The organism is Mucilaginibacter humi, assembly GCF_013087555.1.
In genome coordinates this window covers 1-15,871 of record NZ_JABFCR010000033.1, presented here as the reverse complement: position 1 = coordinate 15,871, position 15,871 = coordinate 1, and the positions used below count along the sequence as shown (strand labels likewise).

Annotated in this window: 26 protein-coding genes and 2 pseudogenes; 21 read left to right on the top strand and 7 right to left on the bottom strand. The window is 42.8% G+C overall.

The features are described 5' to 3' along the window. Positions 1–33 precede the first annotated feature (33 nt). Complete coding sequence (locus HK413_RS08180) at positions 34–321, top strand: hypothetical protein (RefSeq protein ID WP_175269831.1); 288 nt, start codon at positions 34–36, stop codon at positions 319–321. A gap of 212 nt (positions 322–533) precedes the next feature. Here HK413_RS08180 and HK413_RS17415 read toward each other — a convergent pair whose 3' ends face one another. The 3 genes from HK413_RS17415 to HK413_RS08170 all read right to left on the bottom strand — a co-directional run bounded on the left by HK413_RS17415 (position 534) and on the right by HK413_RS08170 (position 3,659). Continuing rightward, positions 534–1,457 carry a HEAT repeat domain-containing protein gene (locus HK413_RS17415; RefSeq protein ID WP_246230061.1) on the bottom strand — a complete coding sequence of 308 codons (924 nt, stop codon included), beginning with the start codon at positions 1,455–1,457 and terminating at the stop codon, positions 534–536. Next, on the bottom strand, positions 1,403–3,028 hold the full coding sequence (locus tag HK413_RS17410; RefSeq protein WP_246230059.1) for a M1 family metallopeptidase: 1,626 nt from the start codon (positions 3,026–3,028) through the stop codon (positions 1,403–1,405). The genes HK413_RS17415 and HK413_RS17410 overlap by 55 nt, the downstream gene beginning before the upstream one ends. Before the next feature lie 220 nt (positions 3,029–3,248). Next, positions 3,249–3,659: a BrxA/BrxB family bacilliredoxin gene (locus HK413_RS08170; protein WP_175269839.1), complete on the bottom strand. Its 411-nt coding sequence runs from the start codon at positions 3,657–3,659 to the stop codon at positions 3,249–3,251. A gap of 191 nt (positions 3,660–3,850) precedes the next feature. Here HK413_RS08170 and HK413_RS08165 point away from each other — a divergent pair, with 191 nt between their 5' ends. From HK413_RS08165 to HK413_RS08090, 19 genes and pseudogenes are all read left to right on the top strand, one after another. Further along, positions 3,851–4,069 (top strand): hypothetical protein, encoded by a 219-nt coding sequence (locus HK413_RS08165; RefSeq protein ID WP_175269830.1) that lies wholly within the window; start codon positions 3,851–3,853, stop codon positions 4,067–4,069. Positions 4,070–4,271: 202 nt separating this feature from the next. Beyond that, positions 4,272–4,715, top strand: coding sequence for a M23 family metallopeptidase (locus HK413_RS08160; protein WP_175269829.1), 444 nt, complete (start codon positions 4,272–4,274; stop codon positions 4,713–4,715). Positions 4,716–4,725: 10 nt separating this feature from the next. Next, the gene (locus HK413_RS08155) at positions 4,726–5,097 is read left to right on the top strand and encodes a bactofilin family protein (RefSeq protein ID WP_175269828.1); all 372 of its coding nucleotides are present in this window, start codon (positions 4,726–4,728) and stop codon (positions 5,095–5,097) included. 114 nt (positions 5,098–5,211) lie between these two features. Continuing rightward, positions 5,212–5,400, top strand: coding sequence for a hypothetical protein (locus HK413_RS08150; protein WP_175269827.1), 189 nt, complete (start codon positions 5,212–5,214; stop codon positions 5,398–5,400). Positions 5,401–5,413: 13 nt separating this feature from the next. Next, positions 5,414–5,656, top strand: coding sequence for a PqqD family protein (locus HK413_RS08145; RefSeq protein WP_175269826.1), 243 nt, complete (start codon positions 5,414–5,416; stop codon positions 5,654–5,656). A 41-nt stretch (positions 5,657–5,697) separates the two neighbouring features. Then, positions 5,698–5,850: a hypothetical protein gene (locus tag HK413_RS08140; protein WP_175269825.1), complete on the top strand. Its 153-nt coding sequence runs from the start codon at positions 5,698–5,700 to the stop codon at positions 5,848–5,850. 47 nt (positions 5,851–5,897) lie between these two features. Beyond that, entirely contained in the window at positions 5,898–6,749 is an 852-nt protein-coding gene (locus tag HK413_RS08135; protein WP_175269824.1) for an ATP-grasp domain-containing protein, read from the top strand. Positions 6,750–6,754: 5 nt separating this feature from the next. Continuing rightward, positions 6,755–6,934 carry a hypothetical protein gene (locus tag HK413_RS15140; RefSeq protein WP_217452166.1) on the top strand — a complete coding sequence of 60 codons (180 nt, stop codon included), beginning with the start codon at positions 6,755–6,757 and terminating at the stop codon, positions 6,932–6,934. Positions 6,935–7,044: 110 nt separating this feature from the next. Beyond that, positions 7,045–7,665 (top strand): annotated as a pseudogene (locus HK413_RS17405) (hypothetical protein); the annotation flags it as partial. Beyond that, positions 7,648–8,115: a type III PLP-dependent enzyme domain-containing protein gene (locus tag HK413_RS17400; RefSeq protein WP_317169396.1), complete on the top strand. Its 468-nt coding sequence runs from the start codon at positions 7,648–7,650 to the stop codon at positions 8,113–8,115. The pseudogene HK413_RS17405 and the gene HK413_RS17400, both read left to right, overlap by 18 nt. Then, a complete protein-coding gene (locus HK413_RS19670; RefSeq protein ID WP_317169393.1) occupies positions 8,112–8,672 on the top strand; it encodes an urea transporter in 561 nt (186 codons plus the stop codon). The genes HK413_RS17400 and HK413_RS19670 overlap by 4 nt, the downstream gene beginning before the upstream one ends. Then, the gene (locus tag HK413_RS19665; protein ID WP_317169395.1) at positions 8,621–9,748 is read left to right on the top strand and encodes an urea transporter; all 1,128 of its coding nucleotides are present in this window, start codon (positions 8,621–8,623) and stop codon (positions 9,746–9,748) included. The genes HK413_RS19670 and HK413_RS19665 overlap by 52 nt, the downstream gene beginning before the upstream one ends. A gap of 16 nt (positions 9,749–9,764) precedes the next feature. After that, positions 9,765–10,148 (top strand): hypothetical protein, encoded by a 384-nt coding sequence (locus HK413_RS08120; RefSeq protein ID WP_175269822.1) that lies wholly within the window; start codon positions 9,765–9,767, stop codon positions 10,146–10,148. Between the two features lie 108 nt (positions 10,149–10,256). Next, a complete protein-coding gene (locus tag HK413_RS08115; RefSeq protein WP_175269821.1) occupies positions 10,257–11,450 on the top strand; it encodes a hypothetical protein in 1,194 nt (397 codons plus the stop codon). Positions 11,451–11,455: 5 nt separating this feature from the next. Continuing rightward, the gene (locus tag HK413_RS08110; protein ID WP_175269820.1) at positions 11,456–11,623 is read left to right on the top strand and encodes a hypothetical protein; all 168 of its coding nucleotides are present in this window, start codon (positions 11,456–11,458) and stop codon (positions 11,621–11,623) included. Next, positions 11,620–12,057: a tetratricopeptide repeat protein gene (locus HK413_RS08105; RefSeq protein ID WP_175269819.1), complete on the top strand. Its 438-nt coding sequence runs from the start codon at positions 11,620–11,622 to the stop codon at positions 12,055–12,057. The genes HK413_RS08110 and HK413_RS08105 overlap by 4 nt, the downstream gene beginning before the upstream one ends. Before the next feature lie 134 nt (positions 12,058–12,191). Continuing rightward, entirely contained in the window at positions 12,192–12,389 is a 198-nt protein-coding gene (locus tag HK413_RS08100) for a hypothetical protein (RefSeq protein ID WP_175269818.1), read from the top strand. Next, positions 12,386–13,111 carry a PepSY-like domain-containing protein gene (locus tag HK413_RS08095; protein ID WP_175269817.1) on the top strand — a complete coding sequence of 242 codons (726 nt, stop codon included), beginning with the start codon at positions 12,386–12,388 and terminating at the stop codon, positions 13,109–13,111. The genes HK413_RS08100 and HK413_RS08095 overlap by 4 nt, the downstream gene beginning before the upstream one ends. 97 nt (positions 13,112–13,208) lie before the next feature. Beyond that, positions 13,209–13,352, top strand: coding sequence for a hypothetical protein (locus HK413_RS08090; RefSeq protein WP_175269816.1), 144 nt, complete (start codon positions 13,209–13,211; stop codon positions 13,350–13,352). Positions 13,353–13,411: 59 nt separating this feature from the next. On the opposite strand, the gene HK413_RS08085 is transcribed toward HK413_RS08090, so the two are convergent. After that, complete coding sequence (locus tag HK413_RS08085) at positions 13,412–13,903, bottom strand: putative periplasmic lipoprotein (protein ID WP_175269815.1); 492 nt, start codon at positions 13,901–13,903, stop codon at positions 13,412–13,414. Positions 13,904–13,991: 88 nt separating this feature from the next. On the opposite strand from HK413_RS08085, the gene HK413_RS08080 reads away from it, so the two are divergent. Next, positions 13,992–14,672 (top strand): GNAT family N-acetyltransferase, encoded by a 681-nt coding sequence (locus tag HK413_RS08080; protein ID WP_175269814.1) that lies wholly within the window; start codon positions 13,992–13,994, stop codon positions 14,670–14,672. Positions 14,673–14,723: 51 nt separating this feature from the next. Here the strand turns inward: HK413_RS08080 and HK413_RS08075 are convergent, their stop codons facing one another. The 3 genes and pseudogenes from HK413_RS08075 to HK413_RS08065 all read right to left on the bottom strand — a co-directional run. Next, entirely contained in the window at positions 14,724–15,020 is a 297-nt protein-coding gene (locus tag HK413_RS08075) for a hypothetical protein (protein WP_175269813.1), read from the bottom strand. Beyond that, a complete protein-coding gene (locus HK413_RS08070) occupies positions 15,017–15,358 on the bottom strand; it encodes a hypothetical protein (RefSeq protein WP_175269812.1) in 342 nt (113 codons plus the stop codon). The genes HK413_RS08075 and HK413_RS08070 overlap by 4 nt, the downstream gene beginning before the upstream one ends. A 130-nt stretch (positions 15,359–15,488) precedes the next feature. Next, positions 15,489–15,871 (bottom strand): annotated as a pseudogene (locus HK413_RS08065) (hypothetical protein); the annotation flags it as partial.

Below are 15,871 nucleotides of genomic sequence, written 5' to 3'. Positions count from 1 at the left end.
CGTTAAACCATTTCGCGCAAGGCTTGCCCCGCTATGACCGCGGAGGTCTTTGTTCTTTTTCTTGATAAAAAGAACCAAAAATCAAGTCAGCAAAGAGGCTTCTTGCGCTCAGGGCCTTTGCGCGGCAGTTCAGGTAAAACCTCGGGCTGCAAAATTTTTGCCCCGCTTCGCCCGCTCTTGCCCAACGCTTCAGCAAAAAGTTGCTATGCCCCCAACGCGCAAGGCCGTCAGTTTTACCTGCCCTCACCGAAGCTTTTTGCTGACGGTTTCATCACAGAACCAACAATTCGTTTATTGATAAATAAATGCAAGGAAGGGTAAAGGCCTGTCAGGGCGCGCGGCCGGGAGTCTGGCCCCGGGCGTTGGCAGCGATCGGCCTGACTTGATTTTTGGGTTACCTTTGTATCAAGACAAAGGTAACAGCCTTAGCGGCAATTGAGCGTCACCAAGCGATAGGTAAACGACAGAAAGGTATCGCATAAAAAAGGGGAGACTCATTATAAGCCTCCCTCAACCAATTATAAATAAAACGCTTATTTGCTGTTATCTATCTCTTTAATAGCATCATCAGCAATCTTGGCTGACGCGGTGTCGCCCATTTTGGTGCGCGCGGTTTGTATGTCGGTTATCATCACTTTAAGCGGAGCTGCAACACCATACATTTTGTATTTAATAGCAGCATCTTTAATAGCTGTAATACCTTGTTGTGCATACTCAGGTTTTGTAACCTTGCCTGTCATACCAGCAAAGTCCCTTATCATACCAAACTTGGCATTGAGTTCAGCATCGGTAAATTGTTTGTATACATACGGGAACTCGGCATCACTACCGGCCGAACTATATACCCTTACTAAAGCTGCAGTAAGCGCGCCTTTGTTATCTGTTTCGAAAGGCTTAGCTAACGAAAGGCCTGTCGCAGGATCCTGTAAAGCTATGGCACTTAAAGCGGCACCTTGCACAGCATACGATTCGCTTTTCAACGCATCCTTAAATGTGCTCATCATACCCGATGCTTTTAGTTTTCCTAAGGCAGTTATGGCGGCAGCGCGTACTAAAGTATTTGGGTCTGTTTGCGCTAACGATAATAATATTGGCTGGGCCGGGTTGCGTACATCATCATTAGCCATGTTTAACCCCATAATGGCTTTAATACGCAGGCCGTAGTATTTATCTTTCAATGCGGCTAACATTACTTTGCGGGCACCTTCATTGCCTTGTTCTGGTGTAGCTTTAGTTATTGCCTCAAAACGATCAAGGTATAATGGCGCGTTAAAGTATTGAAACACGTATTCGTCTAAAGTTTTGCTATCGGTTTTTTGAGCTAATAAAACTTTGTCGCCGTCAACATTCACCAAATCTGGTTTAACTGCCGATGCAAAAGTCAGCGTATCAGCCTTATCATTCATCCAAACTTTATGGCGTGTTTTTTTGCCGCCTGCATAAATGTCAATTGCCATTGGTAGTTTAAAGGCGTCGCCATCCTGGGTTTGTTGCAGGTAAACAGTTTGTGTTTTAGAGGCAGCATCCTGGCATAGCTTATCTTTAAGTTTGGGTGCCCGGCGTTATAATACCATTGGTTAAAGAACCAGTTAAGGTCGCGGCCGCCGGCTTCCTCTAAAGCTAAGCGCAGTTGCTGTGGCTCGCCGGCTTTAAAGGCATTGGTTTTTAAGTAAATGCCCAGGCCTTTATAAAATGCTTCGTAACCTAAATAGTTGCGCAGCATGTTTAATATACGGCCACCTTTTTGGTAGGTAACAGCATCAAAAACATCTTCTTTATCATTATAATGAAAACGAACCAGGTCCTTAGTTTTATTGGCCGGGTTAGCCATGTAGTTAAGCATGGCCTGGTAACTATGTGCATCAGCTTCATCTTTACCATATTTGTGTTCTGCCCAAAGCATCTCGCTAAAATCAGCGAACGACTCATTAACGGTTAAGTTACTCCAGCTTTCGGCAGTTACCAAATCGCCAAACCACTGGTGAAACAGCTCATGCGCTATGGTGCTGCGGCCCGCGTTGTAATAGGCGTCTAACAATTCGCGGGGTGTGCCCTGTACATATGCACCATGTAAAGTTGCTGATGTGTTTTCCATCGCGCCGCTCACATAATCGCGCACTACAATTTGTGCATATTTGGCCCATGGATAATCAACGCCTAACGTTTTTGAGTAAAACTCGATCAGCTCGGGCGTCATACCAAAAATCTCTTTGGCGTAAGGAGCGTATTTAGGCTCAAGGTAATAGCTAACCTCTTTGTTGCGCCATTTGTCTTTATAGATCTTAAAATCGCCCACAGCCATCATAAACAGGTATGGCGAGTGTGGCAGGTCCTGTTTCCAAACATCGGTGCGGGTGCCGTCGCCATTAACTTTTTGCGATTTTAACAAGCCGTTTGATAGCGTAACGTATTTAGCCGGCACGGTCATGGCTATCTCTTCGGTAGTTTTTTGCTGGCCCCGGTCGATAGTTGGGAACCAGCAGGATGAGCTTTCGGTTTCGCCTTGCGTCCATATCTGAGTTGGCTTGTCTTTCTCGGTACCGTCAGGATTTATAAAGTATAAACCTTTGGCATCGTTTATGGCCGCGCTGCCTTTTACATGCAACTCGTTTGGTTTTGATGTATAGTCGATATAAACCGTATAGGTTTCGTTGTTATGATAAACCTTATCCAGTTGGATAGCAAGGCTCAGGCTGTCCCGGTATTTATATTTAAGCGGGATGTTTTTACCATTTTTTACTACCGAGATATTTTTAATATCCATGCCTTTAGCATCTAATCTTAAAGTATCGGTTGGGTAAAAGTGAGGCTTTAAGGTAACCCATTCTTTACCATACAGGTAGCGTTTTTTGTAGTCAAAACGCACGTCCAGTTTTGTATGGATCAGGTCATTGATACGGGGTTGTGTGGCCCGGTAAATTCTCATTTGGGGGCTTTCGGCTTTCGGTGCCTGTGCCATTACCGTGCTTAGCGCGCCAACGGTAATGGCCATACCGGCAGCTAAACCGGCGATTGTGGTTTTTTTCATCAGAATAACAGATCAGTTTTTAAGCGAAAATAAAATTTATAATTGATATTTAAGACGATGGGTGGCGTAAAATGTTACAGGGCTGTTAGAGATTAGGGGTTGGTGATTAGAGATTGAGTATATTGCTTTTATAAACAAAAAAGCGATGAGGTTATCATCGCTTTTTTGTTTATAAGGTTACAGGCAACTAATCTTTAATCACCAACCTCTAATCTCTCAACTAGCAATACTGATCAAATGCGCTTATCAAATTATCAGCTATCATTTGTGCAGGGCGGCCCTCAATTTGGTAACGCTCTATCATGTGTACTAATTTGCCATCTTTAAACAAAGCCATAGCAGGCGATGACGGAGGGTAAGGTAACATATAGTTACGTGCCGTATCAACAGCTTCTTTTTCCATACCGGCAAAAACGGTTACAAATTTATCGGGATGTTTGGCATTTTGAGTAGCCATGCGTGCTGCAGGGCGTGCATTGGCAGCAGCACAACCGCAAACAGAATTTACCATAACAAACACGGTGCCCGGCGCTTCAATAGCGTTTTTCACAGCTTCGGCATCTTTCAACTCTTCAAATCCCACTCTGGTTAATTCTTCCCTCATTGGGGTCACTAAATATTCTGGATACATCATAACGTAGGTCGTTCTATTTTCAAAAATTTATCCACAAAAGTAATAAATACGCAACATGAAAGTTTTAATATTCGTAATAATAACACATTGCTGACAAACGGCATACAAATGAAATGTTAATTTGTTTAAAATTAATATGAATTTGTTGGTGGCTTTTTTTAAATTGCACCCCTATTCTAACTGAAGGAATGAAAGTTAAACCAAAGGACATTAGTACAATTGTTATTCTTAATAAAAATAAACAAGGTACTAAAACAATACAAATCCGCACCCGGCATTTAACCAGCCTAAAGTATTATGCTATGACCCCGGCAGGTGTACTTGCGCTATTAGTAGGGGCCATTGTATTACTGCAAAAAAACATAGCGCACCGGAGGTTGAAAAACAACTGTTGCTTACCCAGATAGTAAACCTTAAGGGCCAGATCCCGATTGCCTTGCAAAAAGAGTCCGAAAAAATTCGGCACAAAGCTATATCCGTGCTATAGAAGGCAAGCTTAAAAACATTAATGATTATTTAAGAAAACGCGGCCTGAAAGGCTTCTCAACAAAAGCTGTAGGTGGAGATGGTAATGCCGAGGGTACTAAACTTTCTGACAAGGAAGTTTACATGGCTTATAATGATTACTTAACGCATCTGGTTAATTCGGTAGGTTTTACGCCGATGGGTTACCCGCGTATTAGTTCTATGACGTCAAGCTTCGGTTTCCGCAGCGATCCATTTAATACGGCGCATGCCGAGTTTCATCCGGGTATTGACTTTACCGGGCATCGTGGCGATGTTGCCAAATGTACTGCTAACGGCCGCGTAGTATCAGCCGGCTGGAATGGTGGTTATGGCAACTGTGTTAGGGTGGCACATGCTAATGGCTATGAAACTTTGTACGGGCACCTGTCAAGAATTACAGTTAGTGTTGGCCAGAAATTGTCAGTAGGTGATAAGGTTGGCGAAGTTGGCTCTACGGGTCGCTCTACCGGCGCGCATTTACACTATGAAGTAAGGCAAAATGGTAAACCGGTAAACCCGGTTAAGTTTTTAACCTTAAACAATTAATAAGCAGGCCATGGGTGTTTTTTCTAAAAAGGATAAGGTAGCGCTTGATCTGCAAGCCATATCGACATTAATTAGCGATGGCAGTACAATTGCCGGAAATTTGAAGGCCCCTGCGGTTGCACGTATCGATGGCCATGTAACCGGTGATGTACATATTGATGAGGGTTTAATACTGGGCGAAAAAGGACTTATTGTAGGTAATGTTAACACCAAAGAAATGGTAGTTTACGGCACGGTAAATGGTAATATCACTACACAATCGCTTGAAATTAAAGGCACCGGAAAAATTACCGGCGACATAGAAACCGTTACGCTGCTGGTTGAAGCCGGTGGTGTTTACAACGGACACCGGCTATGCAATCGGCCAGTACCAAACAGATAAAGCAAATCGCGTAAGGCGCGCTTCCTCTCTCAGGACAGCTTAAAGCACAAGTTATTTACCGGCTTCAGCTTTATTGTACCATTCATCGATACATTCCAACTATTTACCGATACATTGCACGGTGTACTTGCTAATAATCAGAAATTTAATATAAATCAATTATTAGAATTTGGATATGCAATTGCTGTAGTAACAGCCTGCCAACAAAAGCCAAAGCCGACTGTTTTAGATGCGACGCGTTATTATCATACCGTTAATATAGAAGTACTGGCATCGCGTATGGATTATTTAATAGTATCTTAAAAAGGATTAATAAATGAGGATAAAAAAAAACATAGCCACCAGCGAAAACGGGTTTATATTTAACCCGGCAACGGGCGATTCATTCTCAGGTAATGCCATCGCTTCTGAGATTATATTAGCTATGAAAACAGGTACGGCGGCCGAGCAGATAAAGCAAGGGATCCTCCAAAAATATGAGGTTACTGCCGACCAGCTTGACCGTGATTGGGAAGACTGGATGGTACAACTTAAAGAAGCAAATTTATTAGAAAATTAAACTTTATTATATCGTAAAACCTTTACTTATCTCCCCTCAAAATGATCATTGCAATAACAGGTTTAAACGCCAACGATAATCCCGGTCCGGGCGTAGCGGTTATTCGCGCACTTCGCGAAGAATTTGGTTCGGCTTTAACCATCATCGGTTTAAGTTACGAATCATTAGAGCCGGGCATTTACCGGATACCGTAGTTGATAAAGCTTACCAGATACCTTACCCAACAGCGGGCACATCATCCTTGAAGGACCGTCTGGAATATATTCATGAGCAGGAAGGATTAAACCTGATCATCCCTAATTACGATGCCGAGCTTTATAATTTTATTAAGATAGCGCCCCGGCTAAAATCAATGGGGATAAAAACTTTTTTACCAACTCATGAACAATTAGATGCCCGCGATAAAATAAATCTTTACGAGTTTGGTATTACACATGGGTTTAGCGTACCTGCAGATAAAAAGCTAAACAGTATCACCGACCTCACTAATGCATCCGAAGAGTTGGGCTACCCACTGGTAGTAAAAGGTAAATATTACGAAGCGTATGTTAACCATACGGCTGATGTCGCACAAAAATCGTTTCACCCGGTAAGCGCCAAATGGGGCCTGCCGGTTATAGCGCAAAAATTTATAAAAGGTACCGAAATAAACATAGCCGGCCTTGGTGATGGTAAAGGCAATACCATAAGTGTTATACCTATGCGCAAATTATTTATTACCGATAAAGGTAAAGCGTGGGCTGGTATCACTATTGAAAATAATGACCTGATAAAGCTGGCGCAAAAATTTGTTAAGGCCACCAAATGGAAGGGTGGTTTTGAGCTGGAGATAATGTGCGACGCTGATGGCGAGTTTTTTATAATGGAAATAAATCCGCGCTTTCCGGCCCGGATTTATTTGACTGCAGGTGCGGGCCAGAACCAGCCCGCGGCATTAGTGCGAATGGCTATGGGAGAGGATGTTGAGCCATTTACCCAATACACCGTTGGTAAAATGTTTATCCGCTACTCGTGGGACCATATCATTGATATTGCCGACTTTCAGCAATTCTCTGCCTTTGGCGAACTATCTGTAGCTAAAGTTAATTTGTAAACACCGTGCAAAAACTTAAATACGAACGACCGTTCATTAAGAAATTGAATGCCGGCCTGATGAACAAATTTGGCACGCGCACAGAAACGCAGCCGGTAAAAGATATTGACGGCGTACCTGTAAAAACTGGTGGACCAATACGGATCGCCGTTGTTTGTGTTGTCAGAGAAACAGATCCGCCGTAATACGCGATCTGCCGTGCGGGCATTTAAAACCCGTTACCCCTCGGTACAGTTTGCCCGAGTTATAAAACCAATTACTTAAACGCCGTTTGTAATATCTTTCACCAGAAGGTAGTTGGGCCGAGGTCGTATCGGGAGTAGAATACCGTAAGGCTTTAGGCAATAAGGTCCCCGGCCCGCAAATTATATTTAATGGACCCGGCAAGCAACGGCATGACCTGGTATTAGCTATTGAGAATGATTCGCTGATCCATATTGATCATTTCGACGAGTTATATACCATCCTTGAAATCTCGGGTACTATTAATAAAAAACCAAGGGTGGCTATCCGCGTAAATATGGATACCGGTGTTTACCCGTTGTGGGACCGCTTTGGTTTTAATTATGAGAACGAAGAGGCGTGGAGCGCTATCACCAAGATAGTGTCATCAGGCAAGATGCAACTGGTGGGCTTACATTGCCATATCGGCACCTTTATGCTTTCCACATCGGCCTACAGTGTAGCGGCTACTAAAATGTGTAACCTGGCTATGCGCTGCCGTAACCAGTTAAATAACCCTATTGAATATTTGGATATGGGCGGCGGCCTGCCATCAACCAATACCTTAAAAGGCGCTTATTTACCGGGGGTAGATACGGTACCTTCTATAGATGATTTTGCCGAGGCCATTACTACCGCTATTTTAGAATATGGCTTTAAGCAGGAAGAATTACCCATGCTGATTATGGAATGCGGCCGCGTATTAATTGATGATGCGGGTTATTTATTAGGCAGTGTAATTGCCAATAAACGCCTTAGTGACGGCCGCCGTGCTACTATATTGGATTTTGGGGTGAATACCTTGTTCACTTCTTTCTGGTATGATCACCAGGTTAGCCCGGCGCAGGAATTTACCCAGCATACCGAAAACATGGTGCTGTACGGCCCGCTCTGCATGAACATTGACGTAGTGCGCGAAAGCATTAACCTGCCGCTACTAAACCCCGGCGATAACCTGGTGGTACATAAAGTAGGCGCCTATAATATGACGCAATGGATGCAGTTTATTATGTGCCGCCCCGCTATTGTGCTGATAGATGAAAGCGGCCAAACCCACGTGGTAAGGCAGGCTGAAACGTTAGAATATATGGAAAGCCCGGAGCTGGTGCCAAAACATTTAAGCTTAGAAAAAGTAAATAAGTGAGAAAGCATTTAATTAATGTTGTTTGTACTGTTATAAACAGCTATGCTATCTTGTTTTTTTCGCAAAGCAAGGTGTTGGGTGTTTTGTTGTTGCTAATATCGTTTTTTAACCCGGTTGCGGGTGCTACGGGGCTGGGATGTGTATTGCTGTCAATGGCAATTGTAACTTTTATGGGTTATGATAAAGATAGTATCCGCATAGGTTTTTACAGTTTTAACTCATTGCTGCTGGGTATTGGCTTTGGCACATTTTACCTGGTTAGCCCGGCATTTTTTGCCCGGATAATTATAGCGTGTATAATAGCTACTATGTTAAGCGTTACGCTTGCATCGTCGTTTGCAAAAAAGGCATTGCCCATGCTGTCTTTGCCGTTTGTAATAACTTTTTGGTTGTTGCTATTAGCAGTAAACAGTATTTACCATATGGGTTTAGAGCAACGCAACAGCGCTGTTTTAAACGAAATAAACAATATGGGCCTGGGCAGCAGTTATGCGCTACCGGGGATATTAAGCTTTATTCACTTACCGCATTATTTAGCGTTGTTTTTAGGGCGCTAAGCGCGGTGTTGTTTCAAAACAGTGTGCTGGCAGGTATCATTATCAGTATTGGCTTACTTATACATTCAAGGATCAACTTCAGCTTATTGGTATTGGCTTTTATGAGTGCCTGTTTGCTAAACAATTTAACCAGTACCTATGCCGATGGTATTAGTTATTACCATTTAGGCAGTAACATGATAATGGCTGCCGGTGCGATAGGCAGTTTCTTTTTGATCCCGTCGGTACGCTCTTATTTATGGGCGCTGGTTAGTATCCCCATTTCTTTCCTGCTTATAAACGGATTAAGCCGGCTCTTCGGGGTTTATGATCTGCCTATATTTTCACTGCCGTTTTGCATTGTTACCTTATTATTCCTTTGCTTTTTCAGGCTGCGGATAAGCGCCGGTAAACTGCAGCTCACTATATTACAGCATTACTCGCCCGAGCGGAACCTGTATCAATATTTAAATGGTAAAGAACGCCCGGGCGATCTAAACTATTTTAACCTTAACCTGCCATTTATGGGGGTGTGGACGGTATCTCAAGGCTATGATGGCAGCATCACTCATAAAGCCGATTGGGGGAAAGCCCTTGATTTTGTTATTGAAGATGAAGAGCATCAAACCTATAAATATCCGGGTACGCGTTTGGAACATTTTTACTGTTACAATAAACCTGTTTTAGCCTGCGGCGATGGCGTTGTTGAAGAGGTAGTAAACCATGTAGAAGATAATGCCCTTGGCGAAGTAAATACTATAGAGAACTGGGGTAACAGCGTGGTGATAAAGCACCTTACGGGTTTATACAGCAAGGTATCGCACCTTAAAAAGAACTCCATAAAAGTTAAGCCCGGCGATTTTGTTAAGCAGGGCGATATGTTGGGAATGTGTGGTAACTCAGGCCGCTCGCCTGAGCCACATTTGCATTTCCAGTGCAAACAACGTCTTTTATCGGCTCAAAAACATTGGCGTACCCGTTTGCTTATTATGTCGATCAGAAAAATCAGCATAACAAGCTGCGCAGCTTTGAAACCCCGCCGAGGGAACGCAACTAAGTACCGTAACCATCAACACTACTATAAAGCAAGCCTTTAAACTCCAGCCCGGCTACATGGCTACCGTAACGGCACTAAATAAAAACCCGGAGTATTTTGAGGTTTTTACTGATGCTTTTAATCAAACTTATATCTACAGTAAAACCACCGGCGCTACCGCCTATTTTATAAACAACGGTACAGCTTTTTATTTCACCACCTTTTATGGCGATCAAAATTCGCTTTTATATTATTTCTATTTAGCCGCTTATAAAGTGGTTTTTACTACCAATGCCGATATAACGGTTACGGATGTTTACCCTTTGCAACTTACTACCGATAAACCTGCACTTTGGCTCCGAGGATATGCTGGCACCGTTTTGCCAATTCATAAAATTACGGTATACAAATTTCGCGGTAGCAAATGGCGCAGGGGTTGTAATACACGCGACACAGCATAAACTGGCTTTGGGTAGCAATAAACAAACAATGGAGGCCACCCTGCGATTAGACCGGGGCAGCATAAACGCATTTACCGTTAACATAAACAACACTAAAGTTGAAGCACAATGGGTAACAGAAAATACATTTTAGTTTTTCTTTTGGTGGCTGTTGCTTATCGCGGAAATGCGCAGTCGGTAAACACTTTCGATCAGGCGGATAGTGTTTCTAACGCGCAATATCTGGCTGGTAACTGGCAACAGCTATTAGCCACTGGTAAGGTTGCGATAGGCGCTGGTTTTGATTCGCCGGCTTTGCGGCAGCGTTTGGGTTATGCCCGTTTAATAACCGGTGATTACTCGGGTGCGTTAAAGGATTATGACGTTATTTTTAAAAACGACTCCTATAATACAGTCGCACGGTATTATGCCTATTTATGCCATAAGTATTTAAACCAGGAGTTAAGTGCATCATACAACGCTGCTTATTTAGATACCGACCAACTTAAAACCGAAAAAACCTCATCTTACGGCTTGATAAATACCGGGATTGAAAGCAGCTTAAAAGTTAATGATAATACCTATCGTGGGACATCAAGTTATACGCGGGTTTATTTAACCAACCGCCTATCATGGCGCTGGCAGTTAGAGCAGTCGGTGGCTTATTTTAATCAGTATATAACAGGCAGCACAGTGCAAATCCCCGGTGCACCCTTATTAGCGACCATCAGTAGTAATGATCAGCAATTGGAGTATTATGGTAAGGTAAGCTACAGTCTTACCGAAAATTTGCAGTTAATGGCCGCTTATCATTATTTAAATACCAATTATCAAACAGTAACCTATACCGGTAATATGGGCCTGTTTGGGATTAAATATAGTGGCGTACGTTTTACATTACAAGGTGATGTTAATATGGGTAGTTTAATTAGTAAGCATATCAATCAATACAACGTTTCGCTAATGTTATACCCTGCCGGCAACCTTAACTTCTATACCATTAGCAGGGGTTCATACATTGATCAGAATAATACCGGGACAGATGTTTTTAGTCAGATTATAGGCTACAAGCTCCTTAAAAATACCCGGGCAGAAACGTCAGGAACATTTGGCGATATGAATAATTATAATGATGCTGATGGATTGTATATTTACAATGCAATTGACCCAACAAAGCTAAGGCTGGGCGAAACCATTTTTCAACCAATAGGCAAACACTTACAATTACAATTAAATTATACGTACGAGCAGAAGCATGATGATACACATAGTTTAAACTATAACCAACACTCAATCACCGCAGGACTATTATGGAAATTTTAAAACGATTGCCCCTTATCATTTTATTAACCTTTGGCGCTGTTAAATTGCAGGCACAAACCAACGCTGTACTACAAAAAGCTTTTAAGAACAGCTATGCCGACGAGAACAATAAGAACTATACCGCTGCTATTAACGACATTACCCCTATTACTCAGAAGGGAGTTATGAATTGAATATCAGGCTTGGCTGGTTAAATTATCTCAACAAAAATTACAATGCTTCGCAAACTTATTATGCGCGGGCAGTAAATATTAAACCTAATGCGGTCGAAGCTAAGTTTGGCTATGTTAAGCCACTATCGTACCTGCAAAGCTGGGATAAGGTACGTGATCAATATAACGCCATCCTTAAAATAGATCCGCAAAATACGCAGGCTAATTACTGGCTGGGTGTTATCTATTATAACCGCAAACAGTATGATGCCGCTCTGCGCTGCTTTAAGGCGGTGGTAAATTTATATCCGTTTGATTATGACGGTAACCACATGCTGGCCTGGTCGTGCTACTTTAGCGGCCGCAAAAGCGATGCGCAGAACTACTTTGAGAAGGCGCTGTTAATTAAGCCTGATGATACTTCAAGCCTGGATGGGTTAAGCAAATCAAAGTAGTTTATCGGATTAATGTCTGCATTCGTCGATTTATCGACTCATTATTTACCTTCATCGATATTCCTGGCGGTATGGTTTAACCTGTTTATACATTTGGTTGATAATTAAATTATTAACCAATAAATCATAAACAGATGAAGACTGTAAGAACCTACTCCCTGCTGCTAATTACTGCAATTGCCGGCGCATTCACCGCCTGCCAAAAAAGTGGCGTTAATCCAACAGATACAACTACCAACCCCACTGGCCCAACAGGCATTATTGCGGTTACCACTACTACGGCCCGGCGGGTGCCACTACCACAACTACCAACGACACCGTGTTTTTGGTGAACTGCTTTGGCCCGCGCGATAAAAAAGATAGCATAGCATTTAGCGCATTGCCTGCAGCTATTGGCACTTATTTAACTGCTAATTATAGTGGTTATACTTTGGCAAAATCTATCCAGGTAACTGACGCTACTAAGGCTGTGATTAATTATATCGTTGTCATAAATTACAACGGCAGCCCTGTAGGTTTGAAATTTACTCCTGCCGGTGTATTTGTTAATGTATTAGAGCAACGTGCAGGCGATGATATTAAAGGCGGTCGTCCATTCCACCCGGGCGGTCCGTTTGGTAACCGTAACGGGCAGCATCCTGATACTGTGGCATTATCTGCTATACCAACCGTGGTATCAGGCTTCTTTAGTACTACTTATCCGACAGATACCTTATTGCACGCTGCTGTTACGCCGGATAACACTTATATCCTGATCAGCAAAAACAAAACCTTGTTTGCCACTGCAATTACAGCCGCGGGTAAATTGGTAAAACGCGTACAAATTGATGCCCTGCCTGCCAAGCATACCGCTGTATTGCAGGCAGCATTACCTGTCGCTATTGGCACTTATTTAACCGCTACTTATCCTGGTTATGTATTTGATAAAGCTTTCTCGGCAAATAACAAAAGCGGGGTGCTGGAATACACGGTATTTATAACATCAAACAATACCAAATACGCATTACGATTTGATGCGGCAGGTGTATTTGTTAAAGCATTGCCTATCCGCTAATTAATTCCCCTTATATTTAGTTTACATCAGCCCGGACTCCTGCAAAGGAAGCCGGGTTTTTTGTTGAGCGATGGTTTATCTTTATTACTTTTATGCCGTGGATATCAAACGCAAAAAGAATATAGTTTCCGTGATAGGATTTATTATAGGCATGGCTGGTGGAATTATTATTCACCACCACGGCATAGGTGTAGCTATGGGCATCGTGCTGGCCTTAGCTATGCGCGAGATCTTCGATTAGCTCATTTCAACATATAATCGAGCCGATGGCTCTTTTTTCTTTACAACCTTTAGGCTAACCTATTTATGCAATTTGGTGTCCGAATCAAAAGCAATCTCATAACCTGCCTTCTCATCAGTTTGCTCCCTGCCGGTTTTGGTATTTAATTTCAACGGTTTTTGCGATAGCTGGCTGTTTTTAAACAGGAAATTCAACTTCAGGGTATCCTTCATACCCTCCTGCATAAAGGTCCGGGTAGCATGGATAGTATCGTTTATAATTGTGCCATCAAGCGTGCCTTTGCGGCTGTCTTTTTGATAGGGTAGCCAGTTCATTTGCCCGGTTACTTTATTGCCGTGTATTACCAGTTCAACGCTGGTACTGTCGCGACCTTTTTTACTTAAAAAGCATAGCGAATATGTGGTTGGCGTATTGTTATTTACCGGCGTATCTTTGGCTTTGGCCAAAGTATCCTGGTTGATAATAGTATCTGTTTTTGTTGCGCTGCCATTCGGCGATGAACAGGCGGCTAATAATAATGTTGCCAGGCAACCTAAAGCTATTTGTTTCATAAAAGCACAACAGTAATTAAATGGTAAAAGTTTGCGGTACGCCAAATGAGCTTGCTTATTGAACTTTTCTTTTTATAGGTTTGCGTTGATGGAGCACGTATTAGATAACCCGGCCTACAACGCTTTAAACACAGGCAATGCAAACCTTGCAAACGGTAACGAACAGATAAAATATTTTAGTAAAGAAGTATCGCCGTTTATTGGTTTTAAAGAAAACCTGCCCGATAACTTTAAACAGTTGCATGTGCTGGTACCACATGGCGGCCCGGTAGGTTTTGTATCACCGGTTGAGACCACTATCCCTGCTATCTGGCATGTGCTGCATAGCGTGCCTTGCTTCCAGATGGTTTATACCGGTGATATTGTGCCAATGGAGGACACTGATTTGATTGCTCTTACCCACGACGATATCCCCCAAATGCTGGAATTGACCAAGCTTACCAATCCCGGCCCGTTTGCATCGCGAACGATTGATTTTGGCCACTATCGCGGGATCTTTGATGGCGATAAATTAGTGGCGATGGCCGGCCAGCGCATGAACCCGCTGCCTTATGCAGAAGTAAGCGCCGTATGCACCCATCCTGATTACACAGGTAGGGGTTACGCTAAACAATTGCTGCAATACCATTGCAATCGCATCATCGCTGAAGGCTATGTACCGTTCCTGCATGTCAGATGTGATAATGCCCGCGCCATAAAAGTTTATGAAAACATGGGCTTTGAAACGCGGACTAAGATGTATTTCTATATTTTGAAAAAGAGTGTTTAACTAACTGTTTTTTCATTTCGATACGTTCTCGTTTCGAAATGAAAATGCTAATTACCAACCCAAACTCACCTTAATCCCATCCGGACTATTATCAAAACTTAAAAACAGCGTTTTTGAAGATACATCCCACAAGGATTTAACATCAGTAATAGTCTGACCTTTGCTATCAGTTAACGTGATGTTTTTAGCTTGTGCAGGTAGCAAAATGCGCATAGCATTAACGGTGTTCGCCGGGCTTTTAGCCGTAAAACTAAATGAGCGCGCACCAACCTGCTCGTCATATTGCCTTGATGCCGATGCCAGCACTTGTGGCTTGGTTTTGTTAGCGACACGCTTAATATCGATCAAATATGATTGCTCGCCGGGGTTAACTGTTTTTCTGCAAGTACCGGTAGTGTGGGGTCGAACAGGTCAATAACCGGGCCTTTAACTACGTATGGCTTGGTATCGTCATTCTCATTCATTACTGCAATGATATCATACGGCCCGCGCTCTAAATACAGGTTATTTTTGATGGTTAGCTTTCCGGCTTTGGCATCAACCTCATAAGCCTGTTTTACGGTGTTTAAGTAGCTGCCATCATTATTTACCTGCATTACAAAATCTTTCGGGTTTTCGCGGATAACGTAAACCGTACCCAAGCCAACTTTATATTTCTGTTTGCCACTATTGGCGTTAATGCCCAATAATTTAAACAGGTGTTGCGATGGTGCGGTGTAGCTATTGCCCTTCGTGTTCCACCATTCTAAAACGGTTTGGTACGGGTCGTCATCTTTACCGACATAGATCAGCTCGCCGCCTTTTTTTACCCGGCCGCTAATTGCTCATGTACTGGGCGCTGTTCGGTTTCATGTTCGAATAGCTCATCACCAAAACCTTAATATCTTTTAAAGTAGCGGCGTAACCTAAGTTTTCCATATGTACGGTTTGTACCGGGATGCCGCGTTTAACCAATGGCAGGGTTTGACCATAGAATATGGAGAACTGCGGATCCTCAAAGCCATTATGCGTAGGAAAACGCTGAAACATCAGCGAGTTGCTCATTAACACCCCAATGCCATTAACGCCTGTTACTTTATTGGTTGATACCGGCATGTTGTTCAGCGAGTTTACCATCACCTGCATCTGGGTTGAATAGTATTTGGGAATATACACGCTCGAATCGCTGTTGGCCATTTTATATTTTCCGGTATAAATTC

Coding starts and splice junctions, on each gene's coding strand:
- HK413_RS08180 (WP_175269831.1), top strand. CDS start 34: ATGACCGCGGAGGTCTTTGTTCTTTTTCTTGATAAAAAGAACCAAAAA.
- HK413_RS17415 (WP_246230061.1), bottom strand. CDS start 1,457: ATGGCAATTGACATTTATGCAGGCGGCAAAAAAACACGCCATAAAGTT.
- HK413_RS17410 (WP_246230059.1), bottom strand. CDS start 3,028: ATGAAAAAAACCACAATCGCCGGTTTAGCTGCCGGTATGGCCATTACC.
- HK413_RS08170 (WP_175269839.1), bottom strand. CDS start 3,659: ATGTATCCAGAATATTTAGTGACCCCAATGAGGGAAGAATTAACCAGA.
- HK413_RS08165 (WP_175269830.1), top strand. CDS start 3,851: ATGAAAGTTAAACCAAAGGACATTAGTACAATTGTTATTCTTAATAAA.
- HK413_RS08160 (WP_175269829.1), top strand. CDS start 4,272: ATGGCTTATAATGATTACTTAACGCATCTGGTTAATTCGGTAGGTTTT.
- HK413_RS08155 (WP_175269828.1), top strand. CDS start 4,726: ATGGGTGTTTTTTCTAAAAAGGATAAGGTAGCGCTTGATCTGCAAGCC.
- HK413_RS08145 (WP_175269826.1), top strand. CDS start 5,414: ATGAGGATAAAAAAAAACATAGCCACCAGCGAAAACGGGTTTATATTT.
- HK413_RS08140 (WP_175269825.1), top strand. CDS start 5,698: ATGATCATTGCAATAACAGGTTTAAACGCCAACGATAATCCCGGTCCG.
- HK413_RS17400 (WP_317169396.1), top strand. CDS start 7,648: ATGCTGATTATGGAATGCGGCCGCGTATTAATTGATGATGCGGGTTAT.
- HK413_RS08120 (WP_175269822.1), top strand. CDS start 9,765: ATGGCTACCGTAACGGCACTAAATAAAAACCCGGAGTATTTTGAGGTT.
- HK413_RS08115 (WP_175269821.1), top strand. CDS start 10,257: ATGGGTAACAGAAAATACATTTTAGTTTTTCTTTTGGTGGCTGTTGCT.
- HK413_RS08100 (WP_175269818.1), top strand. CDS start 12,192: ATGAAGACTGTAAGAACCTACTCCCTGCTGCTAATTACTGCAATTGCC.
- HK413_RS08085 (WP_175269815.1), bottom strand. CDS start 13,903: ATGAAACAAATAGCTTTAGGTTGCCTGGCAACATTATTATTAGCCGCC.
- HK413_RS08080 (WP_175269814.1), top strand. CDS start 13,992: ATGGAGCACGTATTAGATAACCCGGCCTACAACGCTTTAAACACAGGC.